We start from the raw sequence: 15,656 nt of genomic DNA, 5'->3' as shown, positions 1-15,656 counted from the left end.
CCTGCGGGGCCCGGCCCCGATCCGAAAGGAGCACGCGCCATGACGACCTTTCTTCTGGCCTTTGGCCTGCTGATGATCGTGATGCTGGGCATGGCGCTTGGCGTCATCCTCAACGGGCGCACGATCAAGGGCAGCTGCGGCGGACTGAACGCGATTTCGGACGCCGACCATTGCGTCGTCTGTCAGCGCGAGATCGACCCCGACTCACCGCTGAAGGAACGTCTGGGCAGTTGCCCGCGCGCCAAGAAGATGCTGGATGACATGGAGCGCGAGGCCTGAGGTCTCGCGTTTCGCGTTTCGCGTTTCAGGCCGACATCGGCAGGAACCCGAGCGTCAGCAAAGCCCCCGCCGCGATCAGCCCGTAAAGCCAGAGCTGCCAGCGCGGGCCTTCGGCTTTCCACGCTCTGCGGTACTGCATTCCGGCGATACAGGCGGCGATGAACAGCGTTGTTGCGCTGAACGGGGTGAGCGCAAGCTCTTCCACGGATTATTTCCTTCCCGGATCGGGTGATTTGGTTCTACCCTGATCGCACTACGGTTTTCGAGGAGCAAGGGAGGAACAACCATGCCCATGTCGTACCAACCGCATATCAAGGCCGATGATGAATCGGACAAGACCGTGAGCCAGTCGCTCTCCAGCAACGTCAAGGTGGCCGAGGCCACGGTGCACCATGTTCTGGAACAGAAGGGCGCGGAGGTCGTGTCGACCGGACCGGACAATACGATCGGCGAGGTTGTGAAAGTCCTGCGGGATCGCAAGATCGGTGCGATCCTTGTGCTGGATGACAGCGGCGCGATCGTCGGCATCCTCTCCGAGCGCGACATCGTGCGCCGCCTCGCGGACACCCCCGGCCAGACCTTGCCTCAGACCGTCAAGGAGTTGATGACCAAGGCGGTCGAGACCTGCACCCCCGCCGAACCGCTGGTGCGGGTTCTGCGCCGGATGACCGACGGGCGTTTCCGCCACATGCCGGTGATGGATAACGGCGAGCTTGTCGGGATGATCTCGGTCGGCGATGTGGTCAACTACCGCGTGACGGCACTGGAATACGAGGCGCTGCAACTCAAGCAACTGATCGTGGGCTGAGCGCGCTGCGATCTGCCTGATTTGGCGGCAGGTGTTGCGCCCATCCGGCCTGCCGGAGCATCTGCCGTGGACCTCGTTCGCGCGGCCCCTTAACTGTTTTCGCAAGGACGATACAGGAGAGCGCGCCATGTATGGCACCAGCCTTGGCGGGGAAACCTACCGCTTTGCGGACCTGAAGTCGCTGATGGCAAAGGCCACGCCGCTGCGCTCTGGCGACCAGCTTGCTGGAGTCGCGGCGCTGCGCGATGTCGAACGGGTGGCGGCGCAGGTGGCACTGGCGGAGCTGCCGCTAAAGACCTTCCTGACCGAGGCCGTGGTGCCCTATGAGACCGACGAGGTCACGCGGCTGATCATCGATACGCATGATGCGGCGGCCTTTGGGCCGGTGTCGTCGATGACGGTGGGCGATCTGCGCGACTGGCTGCTGTCGGACAGCGCCGACAGCGCGGCACTGGCAGCGCTGGCGCCGGGGCTCACGCCCGAGATGGCCGCCGCCGTGTCCAAGCTGTGCCGGATACAGGATCTGATCCTGATCGCCAAGAAATGCCATGTTGTGACAGGGTTTCGCGATACCGTGGGCCTGCCGGGGCATCTGTCGACGCGGCTTCAGCCGAACCACCCGACCGATGATCTGCGCGGCATCGCGGCCAGCATCCTTGACGGGCTGATGTATGGCTCGGGCGATGCGGTGATCGGCATCAACCCCGCGACCGACAACCTGCACGCCACGGTGCAACTGCTGCATCTGCTGGACGAGATCATCCACGAGCACGGCATCCCGACGCAAAGCTGCGTGCTCAGTCATGTCACCAACACCATGGCCGCCATCGAAGAGGGCGCGCCGGTCGATCTGACCTTTCAATCCATCGCGGGCACGCAAAAGGCCAACGAAAGCTTCGGCATCTCGCTGGCTTTGCTGGCCGAGGCGCATGAGGCGACGCTGTCGCTGGGGCGCGGCACGGTGGGCGACAACGTGATGTATTTCGAGACGGGGCAGGGGTCTTGCCTGTCGGCCGATGCGCATCACGGCGTCGATCAGCAAACGCTGGAATCGCGCGCCTATGCCGTGGCACGGCGCTATCGCCCGCTTTTGGTGAACACCGTGGTGGGGTTCATCGGGCCGGAATACCTGTATGATGGCAAGCAGATCATCCGCGCCGGCCTTGAAGATCATTTCTGCGGCAAGCTGCTGGGCGTGCCGATGGGCTGCGACATCTGCTACACAAACCACGCCGAGGCCGATCAGAACGACATGGACATGCTGCTGACCCTGCTTGGCACGGCAGGGATCAATTTCATCATGGGCATTCCGGGATCGGATGACGTGATGTTGAACTATCAGACCACCTCTTTTCATGATGCGCTTTATGCCCGCCGGGTGCTCGGGCTGCGCCCCGCGCCGGAATTCGAGGACTGGCTCGACCGCAGCGGCTTGATGGCCAAGGATGGTGGTTTCACCCCGGCGGCGCGGCCCCCGGCGGTGCTCTCGCAGCGCCTGTCGCTGCTGGAGGCCGGGTGAATGGCTGACCTGCCCGATCAACGCAACCAAGACCCTTGGGCGCGGCTGCGCCGCCATACCTCGGCGCGGATTGCGCTCGGGCGCACCGGCGTGTCGCTCAGCACCGCGCGCAACCTTGAATTTCAGATCGCCCATGCGCAGGCGCGCACGGCGGTGCATTCCGTACTGGATCTGGACCTGCTGGAACAGCAGACCGGCCCGCTGATCCGCACGGCCTCGCGCGCGCCGGACCGCGCCGCCTATCTTCAGCGCCCCGACTGGGGGCGGCGGCTGGATGACGCCTCGGCGCAGGCGCTCGAAGCGCAGCCCAAAGGCGCCGACATTGCCATCGTGCTGGCCGATGGCCTGTCATCTCTGGCGACGCAGGATCAGGCGCCGGGGTTTCTGGCGGCCTTCCTGCCGATGCTCGATGGGCTCAGCGTTGCGCCGCTGGTTGCCGCAACGCAGGCGCGCGTGGCGATCGGCGACGAGATCGGCGCAATTCTTGGCGCAAGGATGGTGGTGGTGCTGATCGGAGAGCGCCCCGGCCTGTCGGCGGCCGACAGCCTTGGGTTGTATCTGACCTTCGGGCCACGGCTCGGGCGCAGCGATGCCGACCGCAACTGCATCTCGAACATCCGCCCCGGCGGGCTGGCCGCGCCCGATGCGGCGCATCGCGCCGCGTGGCTGGTGCGCGAGGCGTTCAAGCTGGGGCTTTCGGGCGTCGGGCTCAAGGATCGCACGGTTACGGTGGATGCCCTTCCGGAATGATGTTTACCTGCCGCAAGGCCGCTGCGTCCGGGTCACAGGGCGTGGCGCATCCGCCATGCGTAAAATGCGCGTTGTGAACGCCATTTGCGTTGCGCCGGCTGGCGCGCTGACGGAGCCGTGTCCGCGCGTGCCGGGGGGCTTGCGGCGCGCGGCGTTGCGTTCCACATCTAGACGCACTCACAGGAGGCCGCGATGACGGACCAGAAAACATTGCTGCTGACCGGCGCCAGCCGGGGCATCGGCCACGCCACCGTCAAGGTGTTTCAGGCGGCGGGTTGGCGGGTGCTGACCGTCTCGCGCACCGCGTTCGATTCGCGCTGCCCGTGGCACGCTGGCGGCACCGATCATATTCAGGGCGATCTTGCCGACCCGGTGGCGCGGGCTGAGATGGCCGCGCGGGTGCGCGAGGCGCTAGGCGGCAGCGGTCTGCACGCCATCGTCAACAACGCCGGCATCTCGCCCAAGGGCGAGGGCGGCGCGCGGCTTGGCATCGAGGGCAGCTCTGATGCGGTGTGGAAACATGTGCTCAACGTCAATCTGGTCGGACCGGCGGCGCTGATGCGCGACCTGCTGCCCGAGCTGAGCGAGGCCAAGGGCGCGGTGGTCAATGTCGGCTCGATCGTCGGGCGGCGGGTGCATCCCTTTGCCGGGGTTGCCTATGCCTGTTCCAAGGCGGCGCTCGAGGCGCTGACCCGCGAGGCGGCGGCAGAGCTTGGGCCGCGCGGCGTGCGCGTCAACATGGTGACGCCGGGCGAGATCGAGACCGAGATCCTGTCCCCGGGCACCGAAAATATGACGCAGGTGATTCCGCTGCGCCGGCTCGGCAAACCCGACGAGGTGGCGCGGGTGGTGCTGTTCCTGTGTTCGGCGCAGGCGAGCTATGTCAACGGCGCGGTGATCGATGTGAATGGCGGCCAGCACGCCTGACAACGGCGCCGCGCATCGTGGATGAGGGCGCAGGTGGCCTCATCCGACGGGCGACAAACATGGCGGCGCTCGTTTGCCACCGGGGCATGGCAAGATTCAGGAGGAAGGATCGATCTTGCCGCGCAGGGATTTCACCTCTCCGCGTTGCTTTTTCGACTCGAGCCGCCGCCGTTTAGAGCCAAGCGTCGGCCGGGTGGCGACACGCCGCTTGGGCCTTTCGCAGGCCTTTATGATCAGGTCGATCAAACGTTCACGGGCGATCTCTCGGTTGCGTACCTGGCTGCGGGTCTCGTCGACCTGAAGCACCAGCGCGCCCTCCTTGGTCCAGCGCCGCCCGGCCAGCGTGCGCAGCCGCGTCTTCACGGGCTGCGGCAGATTCGGCGAACGCTCGGCTTCGAATCGCAGCTCGACTGCGCTGGAGACCTTGTTCACGTTCTGCCCGCCCGGCCCCGAGGCCCGGATGAACTGTTCGGTGATCTCCCAGTCTTCGATGGATATGCGGTCGTTGATCCTGAGCATGGGGCATCACATAGCATGAAACGCAAGGGCCGCCACGGTTTCCCGAAGCGGCCCCTGAATGCTTGCCGGAAGGCGATCCGGGCAAGCGCTGAAAAACTGAAATGGGCCACCCTGCCTGTGGGGTGACCCATTCGAGACGTCAAGGAGGCGGGCCGGTTAGGCTATGCCAACCCTGAGGGGACTCGCTGCCAGGGGCTGCCCTAGCAGGTCATCCTCCGGGCTGTTCCGACACCTCTCTCCAATGTGACTCTAGACACTGGATCACCTCCTTTCAGCTGTTGAAAAACGCAAGTTCAGGTTGCCATGGAATAGCGAACCCGCAAAGCGTTTTTAACAGATCAAACGTAAGCGTTTCGTGAAAGTGCCTTCGAAACGATCATCCGGAAGGGCACGAGGGCAATAACCGCCAGCGCCAGTTTGACCAGCCAGTCCGCCGTTCCCAGCGACACCCAAAGCGGCACGATCGGGCCAACCCCCAGCAAAGGCAGGGTTTCTTGCGCCCAGCTGACGTCATTTCCCGGCTCGATAAAGCCGAAGGCGCCGGAAAACGCGATGCCGAAGAAAAGAGCGGTGTCGAGCGCCGATCCGACCAAAGTCGATGCCAGCGGTGCGCGCCACCATGCGCCATCGCGCAAGCGATCAAAGATCGCCACATCCATCAGTTGCGCTGTCAGGAAGGCAAGGCCCGAGCCGATGGCGATGCGCAGCGTCACGGCGGGGTAGGTGTAGCCGTCGCCGGTCAGCATGATCTGCGTGCCGATCAGCGAGCAGATCACGCCCACGACAAACCCGGCAAAAACCACCCTGCGCGCGGCGGGCGCTCCGTACAGGCGGTTCATCACATCGGTGACCAGAAAGGCCAGAGGGTAGGTGAAGGCGCCCCAGGTCAGCCACTGGCCGAACAGGAATTGCACCAGAATATTCGAGGCCAGCACGATGGCGGCCATGGAAAGAATGCCGGGAAGATGTTTGCGTGTCATGAGGTGACCCGTTTTTACAAGGTTGCGGGGAACTTGTTCCGGAATGCGCCCGGACGCGGTCTGTTAGGGCGTTTCGCCCCGTGACGCAAGCGTTTCGGGCACGCGGAATTCCACCAGCTCGGTCTTTTGCAGCGGGTTGAAATTGTCATCCGCCACCATGGTCAGCCGGATTTCGCCGGTGTCGTCGCGCCACACGGCGATGCCTTCGAGGTTGTCGAACTGGAAGACCGACGAGCTGAGCAGCTCGGTTTCATTGCTGAGCGCATCGTCGGACATGTCGAACCGGCGCACCCGCGACAGAAAGCCGAAGCCGGTGAATTCACGTTCCAGCAGGTACAGCCGCCCGTCCGGGCCGACATCGGCCCCGACAACCAGAAAGCCGCCCCGGCGCGGGATCTCGTAAGGTTGCGTCCAGCGCTGCCCATCGAAGCGCCAGACCGGGAACGCGCGCAGCAGCGCGCCGGAGCGTTCGGGCAGGGTCAGCAGGCGGCCCTTGGCGTCGATGGCAAGCGCCTCGAAGCCGCTGTTGCCCGGATATGTGGCAAAGGCCGGAACGCTGGGCAGGGGATGCGCGCGCAGCTCGCTGTCAATCGACATGACGCGGGCCGGGCCTTCGAACGAGACGTAAAGCCGGTCGCCCCTGATGGCGAGGCCCTCGCTGTCGCCGGCGGCGAGCTTGCCATTGGGGGCGCGCAGCAGGGCGGGGCGGGTGGCCTCGACCCCGACGATACGCCCGTTCTTGCGGGTGATCCGGGCTGTCAGATAGGCGGAACGATCGCCGATCACGGTGATCTGGCTGCCATCGTCGGACATTTCGATCGCCGACAGACCGCCGAAGGCGTCATCGTCCATCGTCCAGCGGAAGCTGCCGACAAACCCTGCGGTGCTGTCGCCGGCGCCGGCTGACAGGGCGAGGCAGAGCGCGGCGAGCGCAATCATTGCGCCGCGAGGACTGAAGCGCATTGTGCCGGCAAATCTCCGAGGGTGAGTTCACGCTTGGGTTTGGGGGCCGGCGCGTTGGGATCGGGGGGCGGCGGGTTGAGGATGTTGTTCACCCAAGCCTGCGCATCGGCGCAGCCGTCTCCGGCGGGGGGCGGATCCTGATTGATGCAGCCGACAGCACCCGGCGGGCAGCTCAGCCGCACGTGGAAATGATAGTGGTGCCCGTACCACGGGCGGATCTTGCGCAGCCAGCTGCGATCGCCGGTTTCATCGTTGCACATCTGCACCTTGGCGCCGGGAAACACAAAGATCCGTGCCACCCGCGGATCGCTCGCCGCTGCTTTGAGCAGCTCGTGATGGGCGCGGGTCCAGTTGTCGTTGGTATAGGCCCCCGAGGCGCGGCGCATCGAGATTGACGAGATGCTCTCACGCGCGGCACGGCTGAGGGTCAGGTCGGTTGCGGGCAGCATCCAGATATCGGCATCGAGCCCGAGCTGGTGGCTGGCATGGCCCGACAGCATCGGGCCTCCGCGCGGCTGCGCGATATCGCCGATATAAAGACCGTTCCAGCCGGGCAGCTGCGCAGCCTTGCGCGACAGATCCTGAAGGTAGTCGATCATCTCCGGCTGGCCCCAGTTGCGGTTGCGCGACAGGCGCATGGCCTGCCACGTCGCGCCGGTTTCGGGCAGTTGCACGTTGCCCGCGGCGCAGCCCTTGGCGTAGCTGCCGAAGGGGGCGGGCGATTGCCGCGACGCAAAAGACGGCGCGCCAAACGCCGCCTTGGCGCTTTGCGTCGACAGCACGCCTGTCACGCGCGGAAGGTCGGCCTGCGCGGCAGGGCGCTTTTCGCCGCAGCCGGTCAGGATTGCCGTGGCAGCAAGAAGGGCGGTCAGGGTGCGGATCATTCTGCTCGGTCTCCGTCAGGTTGTACCCAACGTAGCAGAGTGAGGCCGCCAAGGAAAAGGAAGATCACCGGAAGAAAGCCGAGTTGATTGGATTGGGTCCACAGCGTGAAGAAGGTGATCAGCGCCGGGGCGAGAAAGGCGGTGGCCTTGCCGCTCAGCGCGAACAGGCCAAAGGCTTCGGCAGCGCGGGCCGGATCGGTGTGGCGCACCATCATCGAGCGCGAGGCGGAATACAATGCCCCGCCCGCGCCGCCGATGATGGCGCCGCAGATGTAGAACAGGATATCGGGCAGGGGCGAACCTTCGGGCAGGGGCAGCGCGAACAGATGGTCGCGTGACATGCCGATGATGATGGTGCTGACCGCGATCAGCAGCCAGACACAGGACAGGATGACCGGCTTTGGCCCGAAGCGCTGGTCGGCATGCCCGCCTGCCCAGCTGAGAATGGCGGCGGAAATCGCCGCGATGATGCCGAAAACGCCAATCTGGGTGATTTCCCATCCCAGCACCAGCCGGGCATAGATGCCGCCATAGGCATAAAGCGCCGCCAGCGAATCGCGGTACAGCATCGAAGACAGCAGAAAGCTGCGATAGGACGGGCGCTCTGCCAGATCGCGCAGCGCGGCGCGCAGCTCTGCGATGATCGTCCGGGCCTGCGCACGCCTGCGCGGGGTGGGCGCCGGGTCGCGGTTCCACAGGAAGAACGGCACCATGAACAGCGCGAACCAGATCGCGATGAACGGACCGACAAAGCGGGTGCCTTCGCGCGCGGCAGGGTCCAGCCCCAGAACAGGCGCGGTGCCGATCAGGGTGGTGCCTGTCTCGTTTTCCGCGAAGAGCAGCAACATGGCGAAGAGCGAGACAACCCCGCCCCAATAGCCAAAGGCCGAGGCGCTGCCCGAGATCCGCCCGACCTGCTGCGGCGTGCCCAGCTGCGGCAGCGTGGCGTTGTTGAGGTTGAAAGCGCATTCCGATGCGGTGTACCCGGCCCAGAACGCCACAAGCGCCATCATCAGCCCGGTGCCATCCGGCAACAGCCCCCACAGGCTGGCCGCGCAGATCACCGCCAGCGCGGTGAAGCCCGCCAGCCACGGCATCTTGCGCCCCGACGCATCGGCCCACGCCCCGAGCAGCGGCGCCGACAGCGCGATGAACAGCCCCGATACTGTCTGCGCCGACGACCACAGCCCCTGCGCCTGCGCCTTGGCGGCATCGACGGTCATGCCCTCTGCCGCGAAGTGATCGGCGGCGACGGCGGCGAAATAGGGGGCGAAGATGAAGGTCAGGCCAAGCGTCGCGTAGGGCTGCTGCGCCCAGTCGAACATCATCCAGCCCCAGATGCGCTTTTTTGAAACCTGTGCCATGCCGCCCTCCGTGCCCGCGAGGGCGTTAGACCAGCCCGGCGCAAGGTCAGGCAAGCGGCAAACCGTGCCACCTGCGTGAAAACTTCAGCACTGCGGCGGCCATGGGCGCAGGTCTTCGGCCTCGATCCACTTCTGCACGAACGCGGGCAGGGGAGGTGAGTGCGGCTCATGACCCATCGCGGTCAGCACCTGAGCGGGAGGCACGATGCCGCCCGGCCCGGTCACCGCGCTGCGATAGACCGCGTGATTGGCGCACTCGCCGTCCTTTCTCCACATGGATTGTTCCAGGTAGAGAAACCGCGCATCCCAGCCGACCATGCGCGAGCGCATCTCGATGGTTTCGAACACCCGGATGCGGCGGCGATAGCGCACGCAGGCCCCGGCGATCGTAAGCCCCCAGCCTTCGCGCTTGAGCGTGCCCAGCAGCCCGGCCCGCTGCGCCAGCGGAATGCGCCCCAGATCGTACAGCGTCAGGGTGCGGCCGTTGTTAAGTTCCTTCCACAGGTCGATGTCCCACGGCCAGCAGGTGTGGTGCGACACATGGATGCCATCGAGCCCAAGCGGATCGGCCTTGCGATACTTGCGGATTTCCTTGGCCATGCGGATGAAGGGATACATGCGGCGCTCCTTGATTTGTGGCGAGACTGCCGCGCTGCGCCATCGCGTCAACCGCGACCTCACGGCACTCTTGTCCCTAAGCGCCCCGGTGCCTAAATAACCCCGGCAAACAATGGAACGAAATGGACACCCGGCACATGATGGCAATTTACGGACCGCTGAAACTGATCCTTGATGCGGTCTTCTTCATCATGATCGTGCATATCATCATGAGCTGGCTGATCAATTTCAACATCCTCAACCTGCGCCAGCCGATCGTTGGCCAGATCTGGACCGGCCTGAACCGCCTGCTCGAACCGCTGTACAACCCGATCCGCCGCATTCTGCCGGATACGCGGCCGCTGGATCTTGCGCCGCTGGTGGTGTTCATCATCATCATCTCGCTGCGCGATTACATCTTGCCGAGCCTGCTGTTCTGACGCAGCCCCGGCCTTGTTCCGCAAATCTTAGTATGCGACCCTGCCGACTGACGCAGATATAGCTAGTAATGGCAGGATCACCGGTGATGCCCCGCGACGCAGATCATGACGCCTCGGGCGAGGCGTTGCTCAAGCAGGTCTTTGGCTTTGATGCCTTCCGCCCCGGTCAGGGCGAGATCGTCGACTCTGTCGCCCGCGGCGACAACGTGCTGGCGATCATGCCCACGGGCGGCGGCAAATCGCTGTGTTTCCAGCTGCCCGCGCTGATGCGGAACGGGGTGACGGTGGTGATCTCTCCGCTGATTGCCCTGATGCGCGATCAGGTGCGCGGTCTGCGCGAGGCGGGGGTCTGCGCCGGGGCGCTGACCTCGGGCAACACCCCCGAGGAAACCGATGCGGTCTGGGACATGCTGCGCGAGGGGCGGCTGAAGCTGCTGTATCTTGCGCCCGAACGGCTGGCCAATGGCGGCACCCAGCGGATGCTGGCCGAAGCGGGGGTTAGCATGATCGCCGTCGACGAGGCGCATTGCGTCAGCCAATGGGGCCATGATTTCCGTCCCGATTACCTGCGCATTGGCGAGCTGCGCCGCGCGCTTGGCGTGCCGCTGGCGGCCTTTACCGCCACCGCCGATCAGGAAACCCAAGAGGAAATCGTCCGCCGCCTGTTCGATGGCGAGACGCCCAGCACTTTCCTGCGCGGCTTCGACCGGCCCAACATCCACCTTGCCTTCTTGCCCAAGGACAACCCGCGCAGCCAGATCCTGCGCTTTGCCGCCGCGCGCAAGGGGCGTTCGGGCATCGTCTATTGTGGCACCCGCAACAAGACCGAAGCCATCGCCAAGGCGCTGAGCGACGACGGGCACGTCGCCTGTCACTACCACGGTGGGATGTATCCCGAAGACCGCCGCGCCGTCGAGGAACGCTTCGCCGTCGAGGACGGGCTGATCGTGGTCGCCACCGTCGCCTTCGGCATGGGGGTCGACAAGCCCGATATCCGCTGGGTCGCACATGCCGATCTGCCCAAGAGCATCGAAGCCTATTATCAGGAAATCGGCCGGGCCGGGCGCGATGGTGCCCCGGCCGAAACCATGACGCTTTATGGCGCCGATGACATTCGCCTGCGCCGCTCGCAGATCGACGAAGGCAACGCCCCGGCTGACCGGCGCACCGCCGATCATGGCCGGCTGAATGCGCTGCTGGGGCTGGCCGAGGCGCTGGGCTGCCGTCGCCAGAAGTTGCTGAAATATTTCGGAGAAAGTTCCGAGCCTTGCGGCAATTGCGATCTGTGCGATGCGCCGCCCAAGGTGTTCGACGGCACCGAGGTGGTGCGCAAGGCACTGTCCGCCGCGCTGCGCACCGGCGAGAGCTTTGGCATGGGGCATCTGGTCGACATCCTGATGGGCAACGAGACCGACAAGGTGCGCCAGCGCGGGCATGACAGCCTGCCGACCTTTGGCGTCGGGCGCGATCTGAAGAAGGGTCAGTGGCAGGCGGTGTTCCGGCAGATGATGGGCTTTGATCTGGTGCGCCCCGATGCCGACCGGCACGGCGCGCTGGTGATGACCGATGCGGCGCTGCCGATCCTCAAGGGGCAGGAATCGATCCAGCTGCGGCAGGACGTGATGGACCGTGCCTCCGACCGCCGCCCGCAGGTCAAGACGCTGGTGTCCGACGAGGACGCGCCGCTGATGTCTGCGCTCAAGGCGATGCGCACGTCGCTGGCGCGCGAGGCCAGCTTGCCGCCCTACATGATCTTCCCCGACCGCACGCTGATCGAGATGGCCGAAAAGCGCCCGCAAAGCTTTGACGACATGGCGAATATCAACGGCGTCGGTGCCAAGAAATTGCAAAGCTACGGCGCGCAGTTCCTGTCGGTGATCACCGGCGCCGCGCAGGAAGAGATGCACCCGGCACGGCGCAAGCTGGCCGGGCAGGACGCTGGCGCGCTGTTTGACCGGCTGCAAGAGGCGCAGCTGGAACTGGCACGCGGCGAGGACGGCACTGGCAAACCGCTCAGCTGCTCCAACGCCACGCTGCGCCAGATCGCCGAACGCCGCCCCGCGACCCTGTCGGAACTGGCGCGGATCGCCGGTATGGGGGAACAAAAGATTGATCGTTTCGGTCAGGTTTTTCTGGACCTGCTCGCCCAGCCGGACTAGGTCCGCCTTTGCATTCCGTTCCGGGAATGCGACGAGACAAGAGGAAGACGATGCTGGTTGTGGTGTCCCCGGCGAAGAAGCTGGACTGGTCCGAACGAAACGAGACGATGACAGAGCCGCGCTTTGCGGATGAGGCCGCGCGCCTTGCGGCGATTGCCCGCAAGCTGACACAGGCCGAGCTGAAGACGCTGATGCACCTGTCGGACGATCTGGCAAAGCTCAACCACGAGCGGTTTCGCGATTTCTCCGCCACGCCCTCGGCCGAGGTGCTGCGCCCGGCGGTGCTTGGCTTTGCAGGCGATACCTATCAAGGGCTCGAAGCGAGCTCGCTTGACGCTGACGAGATGGCGTTTGCGCAGGGGCATCTGCGCATTTTGTCGGGGCTGTATGGCGTGCTGCGCCCGCTCGATGGCCTTCAGCAATACCGGCTTGAAATGGGCTCGCGGCTGAAGACGCCGCGCGGCAAGAACCTGTATGACTGGTGGGGCGACCGGATTGCCAAGGCCTTGCAGGACGATGCCGAGGCGGTGAACGCGCAGGTTCTGGTGAACTGCGCCAGTCAGGAATATTTCGGCGCGGTGGATACGCAGGCGCTCGGGCTGCGGGTGGTCACGCCGCAATTCATGGAAGACAAGGGCGGCGAGCCGAAGATCGTCAGCTTTTACGCCAAGCGCGCGCGCGGGGCGATGGCGCGGTATATCGTGCAGCGCCGCCTGACCGATCCGGACAGCCTGACGGCCTTCGACAGCGGCGGCTATGCCTGGTCGGCCAGCCTGTCAGAGCCTGACAAGCCGGTGTTCATCCGCGCCGCCTGAGCGCCCGGCGCATCCGGCCCTGTCCATTTGTCGACGAGATGCGCCAGTTCGGTGCGGCGCAGCGGCTTGGTGAGGTAATCGTCCAGCCCGGCGTCGAGAATGCCGTCCTTGTCGCCGGCCATGGCATGGGCGGTCACCGCGACAATCGGCACGCGGGGGCCATTCCCTTCGATCTTGCGGATCTCGCGCGTGGCTTCCTTGCCGTCCATTCTGGGCATCGAGATATCCATGAAGATGATGTCGGGCCGCTGGTCGCGATAGGCCTGAACCGCCTCGATGCCATTGCCGGCCAAGCGCAGCTTCAGAGGAATATCAAGCTTCTGGATCATCTTGCGGAACACCAGCTGGTTGGTCGGGTTGTCCTCGGCCAGCAGGATGTCGAGCGGCTTCGCGGCGACGGGTTCGGGCGGCGGCTCCGGGGCGTTGCGAACCGAAGAAAACCCTGCGTTCATGTCGCGATGCCGGAACGTCGGGAGGCCGGCGGAAGATTCCTCCGGGTCCGGCGCGGGCAGTGGTTCGGGCGCGTCTTCGGGCTGCGCGGGATACAGCGCGCACAGGGCGGCGATCAGCAGCTGGCGTTGCACCGGCTTTGGCAGCACCGCGTGAACCCCGGCGGGGCGTGCCTCTTCGGAGAGCGCCTGCGCGTCCGAGGTCAGCAGGATCACCGGCAGCCCCGGCACCAGCCGCCCGAGCTGCTGCGCCAGCTCTGCCCCGGGAATCTCGGCAAGATCCTGCTCTGCGATCACCAGATCCGGCGGCTCGCTCATCCGGTCGAGCGCGTCTTCGCCGGTCTTGCAGCTGGTGACCCTGAGCCCAAGCCGCTCAAGCTGGGCGCCGAGGATCGCGCGGGTCATCTTGTGATCGTCGACCAGCAGCACGTTGCGCAGGGCTGTTGGCAGAACCGGTGCGGGATCTCCCGGCGCGGCGTCGATGCTCAGCGGCATCCGAAGGCCAAAGCACGACCCTTTGCCAAGCTCGGATTCCACCCAGACCTCGCCTCCCATCATCAAGACCAGTTTGCGGGTGATGGCGAGGCCCAGCCCGGTGCCCTCGAACTGGCGGTTGCGCTCGTCGTCGGCCTGATTGAACTCGCCGAACACATGTTCGAGCTTGTCCGAGGCGATGCCGATGCCGGTATCCTCGACCGTGATGTGGATCGCGGCGCTGCCGTCCTGCCCGGTCTCGCCATTCAGCCGCACCAGAACATGACCATCGGCGGTGAACTTGACAGCGTTGCCGACGAGGTTGGTGAGGATCTGCCGGATGCGACCGGGGTCGGCCACCACGTGGGTCGGCAGCAACATGTCGTAATCGAGCAGCAGCTCGAGTCCCTTCTGCCGCGCCGCGGGTTGCAGCAGCAGCAGAATGTCATGGACCGTGCGTTCAAGGTCGAACAGCTCGGGCTTGAGTTGCAGCTTGTCGGCTTCGATCTTGGAATAGTCGAGAATGTCGTTGATGATCACCAGCAGCGCCTCGCCGGAACTGCGGATGGTGTCGACATACAGCTTCTGCTCATCCGAAAGATCGGAGGTGCGCAGCAGGCCCGCCATGCCGACAACGCCGTTCATCGGGGTGCGGATCTCGTGGCTCATGTTGGCGAGGAAGGCCGATTTCGCCCGGCTGGCCATTTCGGCGCGCAGCTTGGCCTCTTGCAGTTCCTGCTGGGTCTGCTTGATCGCGCTGATGTCGAAACACAGGCCGACCCGGCCGCCGTCGCGCAGCGGGCGTTCGTAAATGCGCAGCCAGCGATCGTCGTCAAGCTGCTGTTCCGTCTCGGTGATTGCGGTGCGATGGGCGTACAGACGTTCTTCGAGCCAGTCTTCCTCGCGGCCGATGGCATCCCTGTACTGGCCATGCTCGAGCCCGTAGCGCAGGATCTCTTCGAAGCTGTTGCCCAGCTCGATGGCGGGGGCGCTGCTGCGATAGATGTCGCGGTAGGGCTCGTTGCACATCAGCAGCCGGTCCTCGGCGTCGTAGATGGCAAACCCGTCGGGCAATTCTTCGACTGCGGACCACATGCGCATCAGGTCGGTGATGTCGACGCACAGCGATACCACACCGCCGTCGGCCATGTGCCGATCCTGAATCTTGAGGAACCGCCCGTCCCACAGCCGCAGCGTGACCGGGGGAATGGGATCGTGGCTCCAGCGCCCCATCATCCGGTCCCACCAGGCGCGCGGGGCCTCGCCCTGAAGATCGACGATGCCTTCCTCGATCATCATGCCGAGCACGTGGCCATAGCTTGCGCCCGCCCCGACGCTGTCTAGATTTTCGAAGGGCGCAAGATAGGCCGGGTTCGCCAGTTCCATCACCCTGTCGGCGTTGAACATCGCAAAGCCGTCGCGCATGGTCTGAAGCGCCTTCCACAGCTGCCCCTCGACCAGTTCGATCTTTTCGTTGGCAAGGCCAAGCTGCGATTTGACCAGCTGGTTTTCGGTCCGCACCTCGGTGATCTGGGCGCGGGTCTGGGTGATCTCGGCGCGGGTCTCGTGGATCTGGCTCGACAGGGCGCGGGCATGTTTGTCGAGTTTGCGATTGGCGGCAAACAGCTCGGCCTGCTTGAGCTCAAGCAAGCGTTCCGCCGCCAGACGTGCGCGGCGCTCTTCTGCCAGCCGTGCCGTGAGATTCATGTGCCTGCTGTCCTCTGCAACC

16 protein-coding genes are annotated in these 15,656 nt (G+C 65.1%); 8 read left to right on the top strand and 8 right to left on the bottom strand.

Translation table 11 applies throughout. From position 1 onward, the window contains the following. Nucleotides 1-39 precede the first annotated feature (39 nt). The gene (gene nqrM, locus KO516_RS22900; protein ID WP_216006106.1) at nt 40-279 is read left to right on the top strand and encodes a (Na+)-NQR maturation NqrM; all 240 of its coding nucleotides are present in this window, start codon (nt 40-42) and stop codon (nt 277-279) included. Between the two features lie 25 nt (nt 280-304). Here nqrM and KO516_RS22895 read toward each other — a convergent pair whose 3' ends face one another. Further along, on the bottom strand, nt 305-484 hold the full coding sequence (locus tag KO516_RS22895; RefSeq protein ID WP_216006105.1) for a hypothetical protein: 180 nt from the start codon (nt 482-484) through the stop codon (nt 305-307). Nucleotides 485-565: 81 nt separating this feature from the next. On the opposite strand from KO516_RS22895, the gene KO516_RS22890 reads away from it, so the two are divergent. From KO516_RS22890 to KO516_RS22875, 4 genes are all read left to right on the top strand, one after another. Beyond that, nucleotides 566-1,087 (top strand): CBS domain-containing protein, encoded by a 522-nt coding sequence (locus tag KO516_RS22890; protein WP_216006104.1) that lies wholly within the window; start codon nt 566-568, stop codon nt 1,085-1,087. A gap of 127 nt (nt 1,088-1,214) precedes the next feature. After that, the gene (locus KO516_RS22885) at nt 1,215-2,606 is read left to right on the top strand and encodes an ethanolamine ammonia-lyase subunit EutB (protein ID WP_216006103.1); all 1,392 of its coding nucleotides are present in this window, start codon (nt 1,215-1,217) and stop codon (nt 2,604-2,606) included. Beyond that, nucleotides 2,607-3,356: an ethanolamine ammonia-lyase subunit EutC gene (eutC, locus tag KO516_RS22880; protein ID WP_216006102.1), complete on the top strand. Its 750-nt coding sequence runs from the start codon at nt 2,607-2,609 to the stop codon at nt 3,354-3,356. Nucleotides 3,357-3,548: 192 nt separating this feature from the next. Continuing rightward, nucleotides 3,549-4,283, top strand: a complete 735-nt coding sequence (locus KO516_RS22875; RefSeq protein WP_216006101.1) for an SDR family NAD(P)-dependent oxidoreductase — start codon at nt 3,549-3,551, stop codon at nt 4,281-4,283. A 96-nt stretch (nt 4,284-4,379) separates the two neighbouring features. On the opposite strand, the gene arfB is transcribed toward KO516_RS22875, so the two are convergent. From arfB to KO516_RS22845, 6 genes are all read right to left on the bottom strand, one after another. Then, nucleotides 4,380-4,802 (bottom strand): alternative ribosome rescue aminoacyl-tRNA hydrolase ArfB, encoded by a 423-nt coding sequence (gene arfB, locus KO516_RS22870; protein ID WP_216006100.1) that lies wholly within the window; start codon nt 4,800-4,802, stop codon nt 4,380-4,382. Nucleotides 4,803-5,140: 338 nt separating this feature from the next. Further along, entirely contained in the window at nt 5,141-5,782 is a 642-nt protein-coding gene (locus tag KO516_RS22865) for a queuosine precursor transporter (protein ID WP_216006099.1), read from the bottom strand. 63 nt (nt 5,783-5,845) lie between these two features. Then, nucleotides 5,846-6,745, bottom strand: coding sequence for an esterase-like activity of phytase family protein (locus KO516_RS22860; protein WP_216006098.1), 900 nt, complete (start codon nt 6,743-6,745; stop codon nt 5,846-5,848). After that, nucleotides 6,718-7,629, bottom strand: coding sequence for a penicillin-insensitive murein endopeptidase (gene mepA, locus KO516_RS22855; protein ID WP_216006097.1), 912 nt, complete (start codon nt 7,627-7,629; stop codon nt 6,718-6,720). The genes KO516_RS22860 and mepA overlap by 28 nt, the downstream gene beginning before the upstream one ends. After that, nucleotides 7,626-8,993: an MFS transporter gene (locus KO516_RS22850; RefSeq protein WP_216006096.1), complete on the bottom strand. Its 1,368-nt coding sequence runs from the start codon at nt 8,991-8,993 to the stop codon at nt 7,626-7,628. The genes mepA and KO516_RS22850 overlap by 4 nt, the downstream gene beginning before the upstream one ends. A gap of 84 nt (nt 8,994-9,077) precedes the next feature. After that, nucleotides 9,078-9,611 carry an acyl-CoA thioesterase gene (locus KO516_RS22845; RefSeq protein WP_216006095.1) on the bottom strand — a complete coding sequence of 178 codons (534 nt, stop codon included), beginning with the start codon at nt 9,609-9,611 and terminating at the stop codon, nt 9,078-9,080. A 137-nt stretch (nt 9,612-9,748) separates the two neighbouring features. Here KO516_RS22845 and KO516_RS22840 point away from each other — a divergent pair, with 137 nt between their 5' ends. From KO516_RS22840 to yaaA, 3 genes are all read left to right on the top strand, one after another. After that, nucleotides 9,749-10,030: a YggT family protein gene (locus KO516_RS22840; protein ID WP_216006094.1), complete on the top strand. Its 282-nt coding sequence runs from the start codon at nt 9,749-9,751 to the stop codon at nt 10,028-10,030. 86 nt (nt 10,031-10,116) lie between these two features. Further along, nucleotides 10,117-12,189 carry a DNA helicase RecQ gene (gene recQ, locus KO516_RS22835; protein WP_216006093.1) on the top strand — a complete coding sequence of 691 codons (2,073 nt, stop codon included), beginning with the start codon at nt 10,117-10,119 and terminating at the stop codon, nt 12,187-12,189. A 50-nt stretch (nt 12,190-12,239) separates the two neighbouring features. Beyond that, nucleotides 12,240-13,004: a peroxide stress protein YaaA gene (gene yaaA, locus KO516_RS22830; RefSeq protein ID WP_216006092.1), complete on the top strand. Its 765-nt coding sequence runs from the start codon at nt 12,240-12,242 to the stop codon at nt 13,002-13,004. On the opposite strand, the gene KO516_RS22825 is transcribed toward yaaA, so the two are convergent. Further along, entirely contained in the window at nt 12,944-15,634 is a 2,691-nt protein-coding gene (locus KO516_RS22825) for a response regulator (protein WP_216006091.1), read from the bottom strand. The two genes, yaaA and KO516_RS22825, sit on opposite strands and share 61 nt — an antisense overlap. Between the last annotated feature and the right edge of the window lie 22 nt (nt 15,635-15,656).

This window comes from Citreicella sp. C3M06 (assembly GCF_018860705.1).
Classification (GTDB): domain Bacteria; phylum Pseudomonadota; class Alphaproteobacteria; order Rhodobacterales; family Rhodobacteraceae; genus Salipiger.
This window is presented reverse-complemented; position numbering and strand designations above follow the sequence as displayed.

What these genes read in the sequence shown, in the direction of transcription:
- eutC (WP_216006102.1), top strand. Translation starts at nt 2,607, where the DNA reads ATGGCTGACCTGCCCGATCAACGCAACCAAGACCCTTGGGCGCGGCTG.
- arfB (WP_216006100.1), bottom strand. Translation starts at nt 4,802, where the DNA reads ATGCTCAGGATCAACGACCGCATATCCATCGAAGACTGGGAGATCACC.
- KO516_RS22885 (WP_216006103.1), top strand. Translation starts at nt 1,215, where the DNA reads ATGTATGGCACCAGCCTTGGCGGGGAAACCTACCGCTTTGCGGACCTG.
- recQ (WP_216006093.1), top strand. Translation starts at nt 10,117, where the DNA reads ATGCCCCGCGACGCAGATCATGACGCCTCGGGCGAGGCGTTGCTCAAG.
- KO516_RS22875 (WP_216006101.1), top strand. Translation starts at nt 3,549, where the DNA reads ATGACGGACCAGAAAACATTGCTGCTGACCGGCGCCAGCCGGGGCATC.
- KO516_RS22860 (WP_216006098.1), bottom strand. Translation starts at nt 6,745, where the DNA reads ATGCGCTTCAGTCCTCGCGGCGCAATGATTGCGCTCGCCGCGCTCTGC.
- yaaA (WP_216006092.1), top strand. Translation starts at nt 12,240, where the DNA reads ATGCTGGTTGTGGTGTCCCCGGCGAAGAAGCTGGACTGGTCCGAACGA.
- KO516_RS22845 (WP_216006095.1), bottom strand. Translation starts at nt 9,611, where the DNA reads ATGTATCCCTTCATCCGCATGGCCAAGGAAATCCGCAAGTATCGCAAG.
- KO516_RS22825 (WP_216006091.1), bottom strand. Translation starts at nt 15,634, where the DNA reads ATGAATCTCACGGCACGGCTGGCAGAAGAGCGCCGCGCACGTCTGGCG.
- mepA (WP_216006097.1), bottom strand. Translation starts at nt 7,629, where the DNA reads ATGATCCGCACCCTGACCGCCCTTCTTGCTGCCACGGCAATCCTGACC.
- nqrM (WP_216006106.1), top strand. Translation starts at nt 40, where the DNA reads ATGACGACCTTTCTTCTGGCCTTTGGCCTGCTGATGATCGTGATGCTG.
- KO516_RS22850 (WP_216006096.1), bottom strand. Translation starts at nt 8,993, where the DNA reads ATGGCACAGGTTTCAAAAAAGCGCATCTGGGGCTGGATGATGTTCGAC.
- KO516_RS22840 (WP_216006094.1), top strand. Translation starts at nt 9,749, where the DNA reads ATGATGGCAATTTACGGACCGCTGAAACTGATCCTTGATGCGGTCTTC.
- KO516_RS22890 (WP_216006104.1), top strand. Translation starts at nt 566, where the DNA reads ATGCCCATGTCGTACCAACCGCATATCAAGGCCGATGATGAATCGGAC.
- KO516_RS22865 (WP_216006099.1), bottom strand. Translation starts at nt 5,782, where the DNA reads ATGACACGCAAACATCTTCCCGGCATTCTTTCCATGGCCGCCATCGTG.